General features: G+C 65.4%; 13 protein-coding genes and 1 pseudogene. 8 read left to right on the forward strand and 6 right to left on the reverse strand.

Going from position 1 to position 17,344, the window contains the following annotated elements; translation table 11 throughout:
* From TL10_RS30660 to TL10_RS16205, 4 genes and pseudogenes are all read left to right on the forward strand, one after another.
* Positions 1-123 (forward strand): annotated as a pseudogene (locus tag TL10_RS30660) (IS5 family transposase); the annotation flags it as partial.
* A 14-nt stretch (positions 124-137) separates the two neighbouring features.
* On the forward strand, positions 138-1,685 hold the full coding sequence (locus tag TL10_RS29670) for a PE-PPE domain-containing protein (RefSeq protein WP_082067963.1): 1,548 nt from the start codon (positions 138-140) through the stop codon (positions 1,683-1,685).
* A 227-nt stretch (positions 1,686-1,912) separates the two neighbouring features.
* Positions 1,913-3,016 (forward strand): helix-turn-helix transcriptional regulator, encoded by a 1,104-nt coding sequence (locus tag TL10_RS16200; protein ID WP_043402846.1) that lies wholly within the window; start codon positions 1,913-1,915, stop codon positions 3,014-3,016.
* A gap of 45 nt (positions 3,017-3,061) precedes the next feature.
* The gene (locus tag TL10_RS16205; protein ID WP_110789104.1) at positions 3,062-4,633 is read left to right on the forward strand and encodes an NAD(P)-binding protein; all 1,572 of its coding nucleotides are present in this window, start codon (positions 3,062-3,064) and stop codon (positions 4,631-4,633) included.
* On the opposite strand, the gene TL10_RS16210 is transcribed toward TL10_RS16205, so the two are convergent.
* The 3 genes from TL10_RS16210 to TL10_RS16220 all read right to left on the reverse strand — a co-directional run bounded on the left by TL10_RS16210 (position 4,584) and on the right by TL10_RS16220 (position 7,890).
* Positions 4,584-5,930: an APC family permease gene (locus TL10_RS16210; RefSeq protein WP_043986396.1), complete on the reverse strand. Its 1,347-nt coding sequence runs from the start codon at positions 5,928-5,930 to the stop codon at positions 4,584-4,586. The genes TL10_RS16205 and TL10_RS16210 overlap by 50 nt on opposite strands.
* Positions 5,927-6,817 (reverse strand): carbon-nitrogen hydrolase family protein, encoded by an 891-nt coding sequence (locus TL10_RS16215; RefSeq protein WP_052506435.1) that lies wholly within the window; start codon positions 6,815-6,817, stop codon positions 5,927-5,929. The genes TL10_RS16210 and TL10_RS16215 overlap by 4 nt, the downstream gene beginning before the upstream one ends.
* 134 nt (positions 6,818-6,951) lie before the next feature.
* Complete coding sequence (locus tag TL10_RS16220) at positions 6,952-7,890, reverse strand: extracellular catalytic domain type 1 short-chain-length polyhydroxyalkanoate depolymerase (protein WP_043986397.1); 939 nt, start codon at positions 7,888-7,890, stop codon at positions 6,952-6,954.
* 33 nt (positions 7,891-7,923) lie between these two features.
* On the opposite strand from TL10_RS16220, the gene TL10_RS16225 reads away from it, so the two are divergent.
* Positions 7,924-8,682: a pirin family protein gene (locus tag TL10_RS16225; RefSeq protein WP_082067964.1), complete on the forward strand. Its 759-nt coding sequence runs from the start codon at positions 7,924-7,926 to the stop codon at positions 8,680-8,682.
* On the opposite strand, the gene TL10_RS16230 is transcribed toward TL10_RS16225, so the two are convergent.
* The 3 genes from TL10_RS16230 to TL10_RS16240 are packed head-to-tail and all read right to left on the reverse strand — an operon-like array spanning position 8,683 to position 13,352.
* Positions 8,683-10,098: a phytoene desaturase family protein gene (locus TL10_RS16230; RefSeq protein WP_043986399.1), complete on the reverse strand. Its 1,416-nt coding sequence runs from the start codon at positions 10,096-10,098 to the stop codon at positions 8,683-8,685.
* Entirely contained in the window at positions 10,098-11,864 is a 1,767-nt protein-coding gene (locus TL10_RS16235) for a DUF3556 domain-containing protein (protein ID WP_043986400.1), read from the reverse strand. Before TL10_RS16235 ends, TL10_RS16230 begins: the two co-directional genes overlap by 1 nt.
* Positions 11,865-11,891: 27 nt before the next feature.
* Complete coding sequence (locus TL10_RS16240; RefSeq protein ID WP_043986463.1) at positions 11,892-13,352, reverse strand: class I adenylate-forming enzyme family protein; 1,461 nt, start codon at positions 13,350-13,352, stop codon at positions 11,892-11,894.
* Between the two features lie 105 nt (positions 13,353-13,457).
* Between TL10_RS16240 and TL10_RS16245 the strand changes: the two genes are divergently transcribed.
* From TL10_RS16245 to TL10_RS16255, 3 genes are all read left to right on the forward strand, one after another.
* Complete coding sequence (locus tag TL10_RS16245) at positions 13,458-14,723, forward strand: PucR family transcriptional regulator (protein ID WP_043986401.1); 1,266 nt, start codon at positions 13,458-13,460, stop codon at positions 14,721-14,723.
* Positions 14,724-14,951: 228 nt separating this feature from the next.
* Complete coding sequence (locus TL10_RS16250) at positions 14,952-15,677, forward strand: hypothetical protein (protein ID WP_043986402.1); 726 nt, start codon at positions 14,952-14,954, stop codon at positions 15,675-15,677.
* A gap of 343 nt (positions 15,678-16,020) precedes the next feature.
* Positions 16,021-17,340, forward strand: a complete 1,320-nt coding sequence (locus tag TL10_RS16255; RefSeq protein WP_043986403.1) for an aromatic ring-hydroxylating oxygenase subunit alpha — start codon at positions 16,021-16,023, stop codon at positions 17,338-17,340.
* Positions 17,341-17,344 lie beyond the last annotated feature (4 nt).

Genomic DNA, 17,344 nt, shown 5'->3' on the forward strand with positions numbered 1-17,344 from the left:
CAGTGGCGCGGTGTTGCGACCCGCTACGACAAATATGCCCTGACCTACCTCGGCGGTGTCTTGTTGGCCTGCGCCGTCATCCACTCCCGCGTGGGAACTCTCAAATTGGGAGACACGCCCTAGTCGGGGGAGCGTCGATGTCAGTTCAGATATGGCCGACCACCAGTCCTGCCGTTCGCCGGGTGCCGCGCGCATTCCTGTTGGTCGCGCTGTGCTGCGCGCTGCTGCTGAGTCCGGCCACCAACATCACGTCGAGCTTCGTCGTCGGCCTGATGAACACCGTGATCGGCATCGGCGGACGCGGCGACCCCACGTCGGCCAACATTCCGGCCAAGCTCAATCACACCGTGGTGCCGCCGGGCTACACCTACCTGCCGATCAACTACCCGGCGTCCATCCAGTTGTCGGCGAGCACCACCGTCTCCGGACCGAAGGTGTACAACGCCATCACCTCTCGACCCGGTGAGCAGTTGATCGTCGCGGGCTATTCGGAGGGCAGCCTGGGCGCCGAATGGGCCAAGCGCACGCTACTGGCCAATGGCACCGGGCCGGCTGCGTCGCAGCTGTCGTTCTTGATGATGGGCTCACCCTTCGCCGGCAACGGCGGCATCTTCGAACGCTTCCCGGGCATAAACGTGCCGTTCATCGTCAACAACCAGGGTCCGTCAGCACCGTCGATCTACGACACCACATTCGTCACCCGCGAGTACGACCCCTACGGCGATTTCCCGGCGTACTTCAATCCGCTCTCGTTGGCCAACAGCCTGCTCGGTGTCATGTACGCGCACCCGGACGCGTACTACGACTCGTACATCCCCGGCACGACGCCCGCCATCATCACCACGGTGACCAACAGCGCGGGCGGGCACGACACCTACGTCTTCATCAACAATCCCGACCTGCCGCTGTTGGTGCCCCTGCGCATCGGCGCCGGCGCCATCGGGTTGACGCCGTTGGTCAAACCGCTGCTGGACGCCGTCGAGCCGCTGCTGCGGGTATTGGTCGACATGGGATACACCGACCGCGAGAACCTGAATCCGGCGAAGAAGACGCCGTTCTCGTTGTTCACTCCCCTGTCGAAGATCATCGAGACGCTCAACGCGATTCCCGGCGCACTGCAGGAAGGCGCCAACAACTTCGTCACCGATATCCAGTCCCAACTACATCTGCCGGGCCTGGCTGCCACACCGGCGAGTTCTCCGCCGGTCACGCCGCTGGCCGTCTCCGTCAAGAAGCCGGCGGCCCTGGCACCGGTGGCAGCGACGGCCGAGGACAAGCCGACGGCGAACACGAAGACCGACGAGAAAACAGACACCAAGACCGACACCAAGACCGACGTGAAGGCCGACGTCAAGACGGAGCAGCCACAGTCCCCCGTCTCGACACCGAACACCGACACCGACCAGAAGCCCGCCACCTCGGATGAGCCGCAGGTGAAATCGTCCAAGCCGCAGGCAGATTCGGATACTCCGCCGGTCAAGTCCACCAAGCCGAAGACCGATCCCGACGCACCGCCGGTGAAGCCGACCAAGCCGAAGAAAACGAAGAACACGCCGAAAACGGACGCCGCCGACCCGAAGCCGGCGACGGCATCCGACAACGACGCCAAGGACACACCGAAGACGAGTCCGAAGGGCGGCGGATCCAAGGCTGCCGCACACTCGGAGACGTCGGCGGCGGCCTGACGCAGTCCCCGAAATCGACGATGCGAACAGATCGCGATCCCCCGCTAACCGCGATCTGCCCGCACGTTCGGCGGCGCTGATCGGACTCTCAGCAAGCGCCAAGGAAACACTTTACATACCATTGGTCTTGAATTACGATTTCCGCAGTGCTTGCGGTGCAGCCGCAGGTAGATCACGTCGCGAGAGGCGCAAGGCGTGAGCCCTACATTGGTCAGGGAGTACCGACCGTGGTCACGGTCGAGGCCTTTTCGCGCGTAGTCTCGTCGATCTACGATTCCGCAGTCCAGCCCGAGCAGTGGACCGCGACGATGGCCGAACTGCACACCATGTTCGGCGCGACCGGCGGGGCGGCTCTGGTGTTGGCCGACAGCGTGAGCCGGGCGCCCCAGAGCGTCACCATCCCGACCGACGCCCTGACCGAGTACGCGGAGTACTACCGCCACGTCGATTTCCTCCTAGAAGCGGTCGAGAACGGGCCTGTGGGGCGGGTGTACGGCTGCCAAGAGCTCACCGCTCTGCAGCCGAACGCCGAGTTCCACATGGACTGGATGCGCCCGCACCGCCTCGAAGACGGGCTGTTCGTCCGGCTGACGGACGGGCCCGAGCCCGCGACCTGGCTGGTGGCCACCGAGAAGCGTGCCGAACCGTTCGACAACACCGAACGCGTTCAACTGGCCGAGGCGCTGGTCCCGCATTTCCAGCGCGCGATGCGCATCCAGCACGACCTCAGTGAGGCCACCCACCAGATCCGCAACATCTCGTCGGCGATGGACAACGTCACCCGCATCGGGATGGCCGTGGTGGACTGCTTGCTGTCGGTGCGCTACCTGAACACGGCAGCAGAGAACATCGTCCGCCGCCACGACGGCTTGACCATTCGTGACGGATCGTTCGAATTCGCGCATCCGCCCGCTGACGCCGCTCTGCGGCTCGGCATCAACGCCGCGCTCGGACAGACCGGGGCGGTGGTACGCGGCACCACCTCGCTGCTGTGCCCACGGCCATCCGGACTGCGGCCCTACGTGATTCACGTCCTGCCGTTCCAGCACGTGACGGCTCCACTGGCCGAATCCCGGGCCTTGGTGCTCATCCTCGATCCCGAGCAGCACCCGCAACCGGATGTCGAGATGCTGCGCCGCCTGTATGGGCTGACGACGGCCGAGGCGGCGGTGGCCATCAGGCTGATAGAGGGCGACGGGATCAAGCCGATCGCCGAGAGCATGTGTCTGTCCGCCGGCACCGTCAGAACGCACGTCCAGCACATCTTCGACAAGACGGGCACCCACCGGCAGGCCGAGCTGGTCCGCACCCTGCTGGCCATATCGCTGTAGTGCCCCAGCCAAATACGCCGATCAGCTGATGTACTCCCGAGCCCGATGCCGGATCGTCATGGCAAGGACAAGGAGGTCCCCCATGTTGATGACCACCACGGGAGTGAACCGGTGAGCGCCACGGTCGAACGCTGCGAGGTGTGCATCGTCGGTGCCGGTATCGCCGGGCTGAATGCCCTCTTCACGACGTCCCAGTACTTGTCGCCGGGCCAGCGGGTCATCCTGCTGGACCGGCGGCACCGAGTGGGCGGCATGTGGGTCGACACCTACGACTACGTGCGCCTGCACCAGCCGCACCCGTTCTTCACCGCCGGGAACATCGGCTGGACGCTGGACGCCGAGCCGTCCCATCTGGCCACCAAGCACGAGGTGCTGGCGCATTTCGACCATTGCCTCGACGTGCTGCGGCAGCGCATCACGGTCGACGAATTCTACGGCTGGACACTGCAATCCGATACCGAGGTTGATGGCGTCGTCCGCGTGCAGTGCGTGTCGGACGACGGGCGCAGCCTGGTGATCGAGGCCAAGCGCCTGATCAAGGCCATCGCCTCCGACGTCGAACCGAACGATCCGCTGCCGGTGTCCAGCACCACCGTCCGTTCGGTGTCGCCGAACTACTGCGACATGCGCAGTGGTTCCATCGACGACAGCGACGCTCCGGTATGGGTGATCGGCAGCGGCAAGACCGCGATGGACACCGTGTACGCGTTGATCTCTCGCCACCCTGGACGCGAGGTGAATCTGCTGGCCGGCTCGGGAACCTACTTCGCGCACCGCGACCGGCTGTTCCCCACCGGCGCCCAAAGATGGTGGAGTGGAACGACATTCAACGCCGTCGCCAACGACGTGACCCAACTGTTCGACGGCACCAACGAGGACGAGGTGAGCCGCCGCTGGCTCGAGCGGTACGCCATCTGGCTGACGCCCGGCACCGACAACTTCCTGCTCGGCCTCCTGTCGACGGCCGAGAGAGACGCCATCGCGGCCGGCTTGAACGACGTCGTGATGGACCATTTCGTGGATGCCGTCGATCGCGATGGGCACACCGAGATTCAGCTGCGCAGTGGCGGGGTCCGGGAGATCGACCCGGAGAGCTGGATCGTCAACTGCACCGGATATCTGCTCAAGCACCCACAACCGTATGAGCCCTACACCTCGCCGAGCGGCCGGGTGCTGTCGCTGAACGGCCGAGCGGCGACCCTGCACCTGACGACGTTCATGGGCTACTTCCTGCCGCATCTGATGTTCACCGATCAGCTCACCGAGGTGCCGCTGTACGAGCTCGACATGATCGAGTTGCGCCGCAAGTGCAACAAGGTTTTCCCCCACGCCGTGATGACGCTGGCCGTACACAACCTCGGTCTCATCTCAGATACCCTGCCCCTCAGCATTTTTCGCGACTGCGGCGTGGACATCGCGCGCTGGTATCCGCTGCCCCGCCAAGCCGTCGGGATGGCCCAGTTCCTGGCCACCCACCGGCGCCGACGCCCCCACCTGCAACGCACCCTGGACACCATCGCGCAACGCTTCGACGTCCACTGCGCTCCCCTGCGCCAGCCGGGCACGTCTACTCGGCCAGTGACAACTCCGGTGGCGGAACGCGCAGACCACGGGTGAGGACCAGGAGATACCCCACGCCGATCAACATCCAGATGACCCCGAGGGTCAGTGCGGCACTGCCGAGTTTGGTGAGCAGGTAAACGTCCACGACCGCGCCGATCAGCGGGATCACCAGGTACGTCAACGGATTCAGCCGTTGTTCGTGGCGATGCCGGACGTAGTAGCCGATCACCGACAGATTCACCAGGGTGAAGGCCGTGAACGCGCCGAAGTTGATGAACGACGTCGACGTGGCGACGCTGAGGAACACCGCACCCAACCCGATCAACCCGCACAGCACGATGTTGAAGACGGGCGTGAAGAACCGGGGCGATACCCGGCCGAAGAACTTCTTGGGCAACACCGAGTCCCGGCCCATGGCGTAGAGCAACCGGGACACACTGGCCTGCGCTGCCAGGCCCGAGGTGAACTGACCGATGATCAGGCCGGCCACGAAGAACGCCGCGAACAACGCCCCGCCGATGGTCCTGGCCGTGTCCGCGGCCAGCGAGTCGGCGTTCGCGAACGTGCCGCCTGGCTGTACCAGCGTCAGGGTGTAGGCCACCGCCACGAAGACCACCCCGCCGATGAGCGCGACGAGCATGATCGCGCGCGGGATGTTGCGCTGCGGATTCTTGGTGTCCTCCGTGAGCGTGCTGACGGCGTCGAACCCGAGAAAGGAGTACGCCGCGATGGCCGCACCCGCGGCGATCGCCGAGAAACCGCCGCTGCCGGTGATCGGCGTGACGGACAACAGCGAGCCACTGCCGTGGTGAGACACCATGTACGCCACCGCGAACCCGACGAACAGGGCGATCACCAGGAACTGCAAGACCATCAGGATCAGGTTGGCCTTGTCGGCCACCTTCAGCCCGAGGATGTTCAGCGCGGTCGTCACGACGATGAACAGCACGATCCAGACCCACGCGGGTACCGACGGAAACTCACCGGTGAGGTACGCGGCGCCGATCAACCAGATCACCAACGGCAGGAACAAGTAGTCGAGCAGAATCGTCCAGCCGACGAGGAATCCGAGCCTCGAATCCAAAGCTTTACGGACATAGGTGTACGACGAACCCGCAACCGGATAGTGGACCGACATCTTCGCATAGCTCGCGGCCGTGAACAGCATGGCCACGGTGGCCAGGAGATACGAGCCGGCACTGGCGCCCGCGGACGCCTCGGCGATGACGCCGAAGATGCCCAGCACGATGATCGGCGCCATATAGGCGAGGCCGAACAGCGTCACTCCGCCCAAGCCGAGGGTGGCGTTGAGGTGGCCGGCCTCGCCGGACTGCTGGGCGTTTTCGGTCATGAGCGTCCTTCGAGGTTGACGTGCTGGGGCTGCCACCGCTGGTGGCTCAGTTGGCCCCCGTAGGCGGGCAGCTCGATCGGGTCGTCGTCGGCGTACAACTGCTCCCACACCCGATTGACCCCGGCGGTGCCGTGGGTCCGTACCGCGGTCACCCGGTCGAGGTCGATCGCCAGGTGCGTGACCTCCGGCTCGGCGTGTGCCACCTGAGCGAGCACCTCGCCCTCCGGCCCGACGTAGATGCTCTGCCCCCGCCCGAGGGGCCCGGCAGCGTTGACGCTGAGGTAGTAGACCTGGTTCGTGATCGCGTTGGCGCGGGCCAGGACGAGCTCCTGCTCGCGGTCGTCGGAGGTCGTCTTGACGATGTTGAACACGACCTCGGCACCGAGCCACGCGATCTGCCGGGTCGCCTCGGGAAACCAGCTGTCGTAACAGATGTTGACGCCCATCCGGCCGACACCGGGCACGTCGAAGGCCGTGAAACCGGCGCCTGACGCCCACGGCTCGTACGGGCGCCACGGGAACACCTTGCGGTACGACGAGACCAGACGACCGTCGGGATCGAAGACGACAGCGGTGTTGTACACCCGGCCGTCGTCGCCGCGCTCGGCGATCGAGCCGGGCACCAGCCAGACACCGGAGTCTGCGGCCATGGCGCCGAGCGCCTGCACGAGCGGTCCGGTGAGTGGCTCGGCGACGGTGTCGAAATAGGTGCGGAGGTCGTCCTCGTCGTCGCTCGCACCCAGCAGGTGAATCTCGGGGAACACCACCATCTGCGTTTCGGGGTGCTCGGCGAGGATCGCACCGAGCTCGGCTGCCATCTCGGCCACCGGATCGTCACCCCGCAATGGGCTGGCCTGGACCAGGGCAACCCGCCACTGTCGACTCATCTCACCCCTCAGCAAGTCTCTGGAGGCCCCAGTGTGCGCCAGGACACACGCGCCAGCATCGGACAATCCGGGGATTTTCAGTGGAGCTTGTCGACATTCTGTACATCTTCGGCGGCAACTGTGCCGGTCAGGTTTCAGCGATGGTGCGCCGCGAAGAACTGCCAGATGGTGTCGGTCGCGTTCAGCGCGGTCGACGGCGGCGGTAGGTCACCCAACCGCTGCGCCAGCGGGCCCGGGACCCCGCCTGGCCACTGATGGCCGGCACCAGCGACGCTGACGAGTTCGACGGTGCGCCCGCCGGGGCAGTCTGCCGTCTGGGTGGTCACCGCCCCGGCAGTGGACGTCGTCGGCGTCCCGCACCCATCGATACCGCGCCACGTCGCATTCACCGCAGGTACCGACGGTCCGTCGACATTCGGTGCGCCGGTCAGTGTCTTGGCCTTGCCCGGTCCGCCGTCGAAGGGGACGCGATCGTCCGCGGTGCCGTGGATCTGCAGCACCGATGTCGGCGCGGCGTGCGAACAATCGGTCAACAGCGTCCCGGCGACCGGGGCGACGGCGGCGAACAGGTCCGTCTGGCAGCCGAGGCGCAGCGCCATCATGGCGCCGTTGGACATCCCGGTGACATAGACGCGGGCCGGGTCGACAGACATCTGCGCTTCGATCGCGGCGACCATCGCGGTGATGAAACCGACGTCGTCGACATCACGATTCTTCGGCATACCACAACAGGTTCCGGCGTTCCAGGCGCGATCCAGGCCGTCGGGATAGGCGACCACGAAGCGACCACCGTCGGCCTGGCCGTCCCAGTTGTAGGCCCGTTCGGCCTGCGCACCGTCGCCGTAGCCGCCGTGCAGCATGATCACCATCGGCGCTGGGCCACTGAGCCCGTCGGGCCGGTAGAGATGGAAAGTGCGGTTCAGTCCGCCGGCCTGCACCGACTGGTCGGACCGTCCCACCGGGATGCCGTTCGTCGGCGCACCGGCCGCCCGATGCCCGCCGCAACCTGCCAGCGCCGGCAGCGCAGCGGCCACCAGCACAGCCATCGATACCCGCAGTGACGAACGGATCATGCTCCCATGGTGCACCCCTGCCAGAATTGAGCGGTGAACCAAGCGACAGCCACGCCCGTCCGCGTCATCCGCGCTGCTGAGCGCTGGCACTGGCGGAACGAGTGGCTGGAATCGTGGCAGTCGTTTCCGGCGACCGGCAACTTCGATCTGGCGGCCAATGCCCACGGCCTGCTGATGATCAACAACGAGGACACCGTCAACGGCGGTGAGGGCTTCGACACGCACGACCACCGGGATATGGAGATCATCACCTGGGTGCTGGAAGGCTCACTGGTGCACAAGGATTCGCTGGGCAACGAGAGCGTCATCTACCCGGGACTGGCGCAGCGGATGAGCGCCGGCACCGGTATCCGGCATTCTGAGCGCAACGGCGCGGGGCGCCAGGAACGTCAGCCGTTGCGGGTTGTCCAGATGTGGATTCCGCCCGATGAACTCGGTGGCGCACCGAGTTATCAGGAATCCGATATCGGCACCGAGCTCGCCGGCAACGCCCTCATCCCGATGGCCTCGGGTATGCGCAAATACCGCGACGATGCGGCGATCACGTTCGGCAACAGCTACGCCACCCTGCATGTCGCCCGGCTGGATGCCGGCAGCGGGATCGAGGTACCCGACGCGCCGTACGGCCACGTCTTCGTCACCCGCGGGCAGGCCGAATTCGAAGGCTCCGGTCCGCTCCATACCGGTGATGCCGTGCGGCTCACCGCAACTGGTGGACAACGCATCACCGCGGCCGACGCGGGTGCCGAGCTGCTGGTCTGGGAGATGCACACCATTGCGGTGAACGTGTAGCTACCGCCCCAACCGGGCCAGTGCGACGGCGGCGGCGTTGGCGCCGCACATGCCGTGCCCACCCGGTCCCGGCGGGGTGGCCGCCGAGCAGATGTACATTCCCGGGACACCGATGGTGTACGGCGACAACGTGGTTCGCGGACCGAAGGTCAGCTGACGGATGTCCTTGGCACCGGTGTTGATGTCGCCGCCGACGTAATTGGTGTTGTAGACCGACATCTCGGTGGTGGACCGCACGGCCTGCCCGACGATGCGCTCACGGAATCCGGGAGCGAAGCGCTCGATCTGCGTGATGATCGCCTCGGCGGCGTCGCCGCTGTAGCCGTTCGGCACATGCGCGTACGCGGAGACGGGGTTGACCGTACCGACGGAACGCCCCGGATCGGCCAGATACTGCTGGAACGCCAGCACAAACGGACGCTGCGGCATCCGGCCCGCGTGGATGTCCCGTTCCGTCGCGGCGATCTCGGCGAAATCACCACCCAGGTGGACGGTGCCGGCTTGACGGGCTGCCGCGTTGGTCCACGGCACATCACCCTCGACGGCGAAGTCGACCTTGAAAGCGCCTGGGCCGTATCGGAATCGGTCGAAGGCGCGGCGCACCCGCGTGGGCAACCGGTCGCCGAGGATCCCGGCGATGGCGGTGGGCGACAGATCGAAGACAGTGATGTCGGCGGGCGGCAACTGCGACGCGGAGGTGACCCGCACGCCCGTCTCGATCTTGCCGCCGAGTTCGGTCAGCACGGCTTCGAACGCGTTGGTGATCGCCTGCGATCCCCCGGCCGCCACCGGCCAGCCGTTGGCGTGCCCGGCGGTGATGATGCCCAGACCGATCGCCGAGGTGAGCGGGTGGTGCAGCGGCTGAAAGGTATGGGCGGCAACGCCTCCGAAGAGCGCACGGGCCTGCGGCGTGCGGAAGACCCGGGCCAGCGCCGCCGCGGGCAGCACCGTCGGCGCCCCGAACCTGGCCAGCCCCAACGGGTGCCGCGGCACCCGGAGCAGCGGGCCCATGATGTCCTCGGACAGCTCGTCGAACCGGCGCGACGGTCCACCGAACAGCAGCTGCCACCGCGACACGTCGACCCCGAGCCCGTCGGCCGTGGTCTCGACCGATCGGTAGAGCGCCCCGGCGGTGCCGTCGTCGAGCGGGTGGACGCAATCGACCTCGGTCCATCTCCACTGCAGGCCATAGCGGTCCAGCCCGAGGTTCTTGATGAACCGGGACCCGGCAGGCATCACGTGGATGGCGGCGCAATCGTCGAACACCAGACCCGGGAGGACGTACTCGCTGGAGCGAACGCCGCCGCCGATCCGGTCGGTGGCCTCCAGCACCGTGACGTCGATCCCCTTGGCAGCCAAGGTGATGGCGGCGGCGAGCCCGTTGGGCCCGGCGCCGACCACAACCGCGGTACTCATTACTGGAGGACTCCGGCACGCTGCCAGGTGACGTTGAGCGGGATCGGCCCGTTGGGCAGCCACGGCTGCTCGTCGACCAGGTCCTTCACGTTCCAGGTACCACGCTCGATCACACCGAGGGCCGCGTCGATCACCTTGTACTCCTGAGTCATCTTGTGGATCGGCTGCGATTCCACCCAGGCGATGACGAACTCGCCCGGCTCGAACTGCGCCTCGGACTGGATAGCCCGAATCAGGTCTTCATTGTGCAGGTGCCCGTCGCCGAAGTTGAAGCCGATGATGGTGTTGCACGACATCTCGCCTTCGCGGACAACGCGAGTATCGATGTCGGGCAGGCATTTCAGCAGCACCGAATACAAGCCGCGGCCTTGGCTGTGCATGGCCCGCCATGCCGTCACCTGCTGGGTGAACACCTCGGCGGTGATCGGGTCCCACCCGAAGTCGACGTACTGATCAGCAGAGTTGGGCGATGACCGGGTGACCCGGTTCAGCTTCTGTTCGGCGCCGGGCGTGAAGGTCCACACCGCTGAGGCCCAGTTGCCGGCGTACTGGCGCATCGCCGGCAGGAACGACACCAGGTCGGGTCGCAGGTTGCCCAGGATCGGGAAGAACGACAGGGCTGCGGCCAGCACGATGGCGAGCCACCCTGGGTTCATGTCCCACACCGCGTAGCCGTCCCCGTTCGGGAAGCCCAGGAACAGGAAGATGGTGGCGTAGGCGAACAGCACGTTCCATTCCACCGGCACCGCCAGCGGGAACGTCGAGATGATGAACAGGTGGAAGCTCACCATGATGGCGGCGGCAACGATCGACAGCCATGGCCACGGCGAGAACAACAGGGCCAGCGGCGCGGCGATCTCCACGATGCTGCCCGGGCCGTGCGCCATGAAGGTCGCCAGATGCGACGGACGCAGGTCCTCGGGGAAGTTGCGGTAGTGCGCCCGCTTGAGCCACTTGAACGGGATCGCGGGGCTGTTGCTCACCATCGGCGGAATGACGTTGGTGAAGTGCAGGCCGAACTTCGAGACACCCGCCCAGAACCACACCGTGCCGATCAGCAGCTTGCCGGCGATGATCATGTTGACGAACGGCAGCGCGGAAAAGAAGATCAGCGCGGGCAGGTACTGCTCACCGCGGCCGGCCAGGAAGATCGTCTTGTCCCGCAGTCCGATCAGAATGAACAGGATGATCGGCGCGACGAACAGGGCCGGGTCGACCAGTCCGGAGGTGTTGTCCGGCAACGCTTTCGACAGTGACTCGCTGGGCACGCCGGGCAGCATAATCGCGACGAGCACGGTGGCCATCAGCGCCAGGTACACGATGATGTCGAACCAAGTGCGCCGGTCGCCGTTCGTGAACGGCACTGCCTTCCACGGCCGCAGCCGAATGGTGTTGGGCTTGGCCCAGAATCGGAACCCGCCCGTCATCGGCTTGGTCTTGCCGGCCAGCGGACCCCAGGAGCCCGCGAACCCGACGAGTTCCAGCAGGACGGTCCACAGGATCACCTTCTGGTAGACGATGGGCTGGTTCCACCATTCCGACACGTGCCAGAAGGCCGGCAGGTGCGACGTCGCGGTGGCGATCACGACGCCGCCCAGGGCGTAGAAGAACACGAGTTTGACGATGTACAGGACGTGGATCATGCGCGGCGCGCCGTATCCGTCGTCCACCCATTTCAGACACATGATCCGCAGCCGTTCCCGCAGCGGCATCCGGAGAAACTCTTCCAGGTCGACCTTCGGCAAGGTCGGTTCGATGAATCCCATGAGGTGAGCTCCTTTGCTGGTATCAGGCTAGATTTGCGGATCGGTGGTGGTGAGGGTTTTGCGCAGCGACGGCTTGTCGATCTTGCCGACGGGGTTCTTCGGCAGTGCCGACAGAACGGTGATGTCCACGGGCAGTTTGTATTTCGACAGCGACACCGTCAGGTGCGCGGCGATGTTGTCGACGTCGAGTTCGGCGCCAGGATGTGCGGAGACGAACAGCACCGGCTCTTCGCCGTAGAGTCCGCTGGCCCGTCCGACCACCGCAGCCTCGGCGACCCCGGTCAGCTGGTGCACGACGGTCTCGATCTCCTTGGGGTAGATGTTCTCGCCGCCGCGGATGATCATGTCCTTGGCCCGGTCGACCAGCACGAGGTAACCGTCCTCGTCGAAACGGCCGACGTCGCCGGTGTGCAGCCAGCCGTCCTTCAAGGTCTTCTCGGTTTCCTCGGGGCGGTTCAGGTAGCCGCGCATCACGTTGGGGCCCTTGATGACCACCTCGCCGAGCTCACCCTGCGGGACCTCGGCACCGGCGACGTCGACGATGCGAATCTCCTGACCTGGCAACGGGATTCCGACGGTGCCAACCTTGCGCGGCCCGCCCAGCGGGTTGCCCGTACTGGCGCACGATCCCTCGGACAGTCCGTAGCCCTCGACCAGGCCTATGCCGTAACGCTTTTCGAATCCGTCGAGCAGCTCGACGCTGGCCGGCGCCGCCCCGCACACGGCGAACCGCACCGCGGATGTGTCGGGCCGCACCTCCGGCGGCAGACCCAGCAGCATGGTGTAAATGGTTGGCACCGCGGAGAAGTAGGTGGCGCGGCTGGATTCGAGGCGCTCGAAGAAGGTCGCGGGATTGAACCGGCCGGCAATGGTGGTCCGGCCGCCGGCGAGCAGCGGCGAGAGCACGCTGACCACGATGCCGTTCACGTGGAACAGCGGCAGGATGAGCAGGCTGTGATCGGCGCCGGTCAACTCGAAACCTTCGATCACCATGGCGCACATGGCGTTCAGATTCGAGTTGTCGAGCATGACGCCCTTGGGCCGGCCGGTCGTGCCGCTGGTGTAGATCAGCAGGACCAGGTCGTCGTCGTTGCCGACCACCGGCGCGTCGGTCCGGGGCTCGCCACCCAGGTCATCGACGTGCAGCACGGTGATGTCGGAATCGACGTCGTGGTCGACGACGAGCACGACGGCGCCGGCGTCAGCCACCTGGTAGGCCACCTCGGCAGGCACCAGGGTCGGACTGATGGGAGTCGCGACGGCACCGAGCCGCCAGGTGGCGAACAGCGCCACCACGAAGGCCACGCGGTTCGGGAGCATGATGCCGACGACGTCGCCGACGCGGACACCGCGCTGGTGCAGCGCCCCGGCGGCGCGCTGGACGGCGTCGAGGAATGCGGCGTTGTCGAAGTCGGTGTAGTCGTCCGCGACGGCGGGAGCGTGCGGCGCAGCGGCCGCGCGGCGGTCGGGCAGGGTGGCGAGGTTCATGTCATAAAGGTAGGAGTTTGTGGTGTGCACCACTCCGTCGTGCGCCGATCAACTTTGTCGGATGATTTGTACGCTCGACACAAATTTTCGCTCTACAGTCGGCGCATGGATCCGGCGGTCAGCGAGGCCAACACCACCGTCATGACGCGTCTGATCGCCCGCCAGGATGAGGTTTCCCGCGCCGTCGGGAACCGCCTGGCCAGCGATATCACCGAACTCCGTGGCGATCCCGAGATCATCGAGCTGCTCGGCGCCAGCGTTGCGGGCAATATCAACACCATCTTCCATGCCCTCCGCCACGACATATCTCTGGACAACATCGAAGCGCCGACGGCCGCCCTGGAGTACGCACGCCGGCTCGCGCAGCGCGGGGTGCCGATGAACGCATTGGTTCGGGCCTACCGGATCGGCCACGCGATGGCGCTCGACGTCTGCGCCGAGGAGATCAACAATGCAGACTTCGCGCCGCAGACCAGGCTGGCCATCTTCGAACGGATAACGTCAGTGACGTTCCGCTACATCGACTGGATCTCGCAGGAGGTCGTCGGGGTTTACGAGGACGAGCGCGACCGCTGGCTCGCCAACCGCAACAGCACCCAAGCACTCCGGGTGCGGGAAGTGTTGTCCGGCAACGACTCCGACCCCGAAGCCGTGACCGCCGCGATCCGCTATCCGATGCGCCGCCAGCACCTGGCCGTGGTGCTGTGGTGGCCCACCGGTAGCGGACACGTCACCGGGCACGACGATGCCCTGGCCAAGCTCGAACAGTTCCTCCGGGCGGCCGCCGATCACGTTGGTACGCAAGGCAGTCCGCTGTTCCTGGCCGCGGACCAGCGGACCGGCTGGGGCTGGCTGCCACTGTCCAGTGCCACCGCGCCCGGCGCATCCGCACAACTGAAGCATTTCGCCGAGTCCCATCCAGGTGCCCCCGCCGTCGCAGTGGGCACTCCGCTACCCAGCGTCGAGGGCTTCCGGCAGTCGCACCGGCAGGCCCTTCGCGCACACGGCGTCGCGGTGACCGCGAACCTGACGGGCGTCACCGCGGCCGACGCGGCAGGCTTCGCCGCGGCGGCGTTGATGGGCGAGAACGAGGACAACGCCCGTGAGTTCGTCCATGCGGTCCTCGGGCCGCTGGCGGGATCCGGGGCCAACGACGCCCGCCTGCGGGAGACCCTCCGCGTGTTTCTGGGCCACGGCGGTAGCTACACTGCTGCAGCCGACGAGCTGGTGGTGCATTTCAACACCGTCAAGTACCGCGTCGGGCGGGCGCTGGAACGCCGCGGGCGGCCGCTCGGCGACGACCGGCTGGACGTTGAGATGGCGCTGCTGCTGTGCCACTGGTACGAAGCGGCAGTCCTGAAGGATGAGTAGCGGATTGCTCGGCAGCGAATACAACATCAACCGAGTATGTCCAGCATACTCACAGGGTCAGTGACCGTATCGAGACCAATAGCAAATCGGCATGTGTTAACCAGCTGGTTCACTGCTGTAACGGATACGCCGAGGCCGGCGATATCAGGGTAGTGGTCGGTTGAACCGAGTACGACCTAGTAGGGTCCACCGGCCATACGCGAGAGAACCACGATTGGAGTTTCACTAATGCGCAACACAGGACGTTTGGTCGGATTTGCTGCGGCATCGGCCCTCGCGCTGATCCCGCTTGCCGTCGCCGCCCCGGCATGGGCCGACGACGAGGTTTCCGGCGAGACCGGCGCCGCGGTCGCTACCCCGGTCGGCAGTGGCAACGCAGATGGCGGAGCAGGCTTCAACGTGGAGAACCCGTTCTGGCACCCCTTCGACGCCTCCAGCAATGCCGGCGGTGGCGCAGGCATGAACACCCCGCTCGGCGGCGGCGAGTTCAACACCGCCACAGGCACCGAAGCCGGTTTCGGCGGCGCGGGCTTCGACACGAACACCGGAGCCGCGGTCAACACCCCGATCGGCGGCAGCAGCTTCAACACCGGTGCGGCAACCGACTTCAACCTGCCCAACCCGGTTGACTTCTTCCCGACCTTCGACGGCGGCGTCAACGCCGGTGGCGGCGCGGGCGTGAACACCCCGGTCGGTGGCAGCGGCTTCAACGCCGGCGCCTCCAACGAGTTCGCGATGCCCACCCCGGCCAACTTCATCCCCACCGTCGGTGGCGGTGCCGGTGGCGGCGCAGCCGTCAACACCCCGGTCGGCGGCAGCGACTTCAACACCGGCGGCTCGAGCGAGATCGGCCCCGACGGCGCGAGCACCAGCACCAACTCCGGTGCCGGCGTTGCGACCCCGGTCGGCGGTTCCAACTTCAACAGCGGATCGGCCTTCACCTTCGGCCGCTAGTCCGTAATTCACAACGGCCAGGCACCCCACTGGGGTGTCTGGCCTTTGTTGTGTTCACCGTTCTGAAACACCGGACCTAGGCGGTCCGGCATCGCTCCTTGCCTCGATCGCGCCATCCACAAAGCTCCTTGGCGCAGGCGCACTCGATCATCAAATTCGCGAATCACTCCGCGACTGCCATATCAGTGCTCGCCCTGACATGGAAATTGCCTGATCTCCCGCTCAGCGGTATGCACTGTTGACGCCCAGCACGGGTCTCGCTACGTTTCGCCGTGAATTAGTCAGCGAGTCGCCCATTAGTTCGTAGGCCGCCCAAAACCCTACCCGCAGGCCAGGAGTCGTCATGACAACGCACGCAGAGCCCGACGCAGCTGCCGTCAATTCCTCTCCGACACCATTCGCGGTCGAGGATCCCACATCGATCAGCACCAAGCGTTATCACTCGCCAGAGTTCGCGGCTTGGGAGGACGAGAAATTGTGGAAGCACTGCTGGCAAATGGCCTGCAGGGAGGACCAGATCCCCGAGCCTGGCGACTTCATCGAATACGAGATCCGCGGCCGATCGATCCTTATCGTTCGCCAGAACGATTACACCGTCAAAGGATTCTTCAACGCTTGTCTGCATCGAGCAACGGCACTCGGCGAGGGCAGCGGAGAGTTCATGGGTGGCCAAATAGTGTGCCCGTACCATGGCTGGCGCTGGAATATCGACGGCACGAATACCGAGGTCTTCGCCGAAGCCGGTTTCGAAAAGCGTTGCCTAGAACCAGAAAAACTGCGGCTGCGCGAGGTGCGCACCGCATCGGCGCTGGGCATGATCTTCATCAACACCGACCCCGACGGCCCGTCGTTCGCCGACACCGTTGGACACGCTGTACCAATTTTCGAACGGATCGGCTGGGATCGAATGAAGGTCCGGTGGTGGAGGTACGCCATCCTTCCCGCCAATTGGAAGATCGCCCAAGAGGCCTTCATGGAGTCCTATCACCTTCCCCAAGCGCACCCGTCACTGAATATGGGCGCCACCGAGTACAACGACGCCACCACGTACGAAGTACTGCCCGGCGGAAACGCTCACATGACTGCCCCAACTTTGCCGCTGCCAGACGGAATGACGCCGGCAGAGTACTTTCGCCGATACAACCAGGCGATGCATCACGATTTCGTGGCCTACCCCACCGATCGCGAAATGTTCATCCAGGCGGGATTGCAGAACAAGAAGATCCCCGACGAAAACTACGTCGAGGCATTCTTCTCCGACCTCTACACATATGCTGAGTCGGCCGGAATACCGCTGCCGCCAATAGAATCCGGCCTCTTCGCGTTCGGCCACATATTCCCAAACCTGACGCTACTGAGCCAGTATGGATCCGCGATCATGTACCGATCTCGGCCACTCGGCGACGGCACCGATCGATGCATGTACGAAGTTTGGGCCCTGCAAATCCCTGCTGCCGGTGATGATTGTGATCCGCCCGAACTGGAGGGGCCGATGGCAATGGAGGATTGGCCGCGAATCCTGCAAGAGGACTTCGCGAATGTCATCGGGCAACAGAAAGGCGTGCGCTCAGAAGCACTTGACGGCCTCATCTTCTCTGAGACGCTGGAACCGATGATCACCAATCATCATCAAGAGCTCGACCGCTACCTTCGGTCGTACTAAGCCG

The organism is Mycolicibacterium llatzerense (assembly GCF_000878195.1).
GTDB lineage: Bacteria > Actinomycetota > Actinomycetes > Mycobacteriales > Mycobacteriaceae > Mycobacterium > Mycobacterium llatzerense.

Coding starts and splice junctions, on each gene's coding strand:
- TL10_RS29670 (WP_082067963.1), top strand. CDS start 138: ATGTCAGTTCAGATATGGCCGACCACCAGTCCTGCCGTTCGCCGGGTG.
- TL10_RS16205 (WP_110789104.1), top strand. CDS start 3,062: ATGCCGGATCGTCATGGCAAGGACAAGGAGGTCCCCCATGTTGATGAC.
- TL10_RS16210 (WP_043986396.1), bottom strand. CDS start 5,930: ATGACCGAAAACGCCCAGCAGTCCGGCGAGGCCGGCCACCTCAACGCC.
- TL10_RS16215 (WP_052506435.1), bottom strand. CDS start 6,817: ATGAGTCGACAGTGGCGGGTTGCCCTGGTCCAGGCCAGCCCATTGCGG.
- TL10_RS16220 (WP_043986397.1), bottom strand. CDS start 7,890: ATGATCCGTTCGTCACTGCGGGTATCGATGGCTGTGCTGGTGGCCGCT.
- TL10_RS16230 (WP_043986399.1), bottom strand. CDS start 10,098: ATGAGTACCGCGGTTGTGGTCGGCGCCGGGCCCAACGGGCTCGCCGCC.
- TL10_RS16235 (WP_043986400.1), bottom strand. CDS start 11,864: ATGGGATTCATCGAACCGACCTTGCCGAAGGTCGACCTGGAAGAGTTT.
- TL10_RS16240 (WP_043986463.1), bottom strand. CDS start 13,352: ATGAACCTCGCCACCCTGCCCGACCGCCGCGCGGCCGCTGCGCCGCAC.
- TL10_RS16245 (WP_043986401.1), top strand. CDS start 13,458: ATGGATCCGGCGGTCAGCGAGGCCAACACCACCGTCATGACGCGTCTG.
- TL10_RS16250 (WP_043986402.1), top strand. CDS start 14,952: ATGCGCAACACAGGACGTTTGGTCGGATTTGCTGCGGCATCGGCCCTC.
- TL10_RS16255 (WP_043986403.1), top strand. CDS start 16,021: ATGACAACGCACGCAGAGCCCGACGCAGCTGCCGTCAATTCCTCTCCG.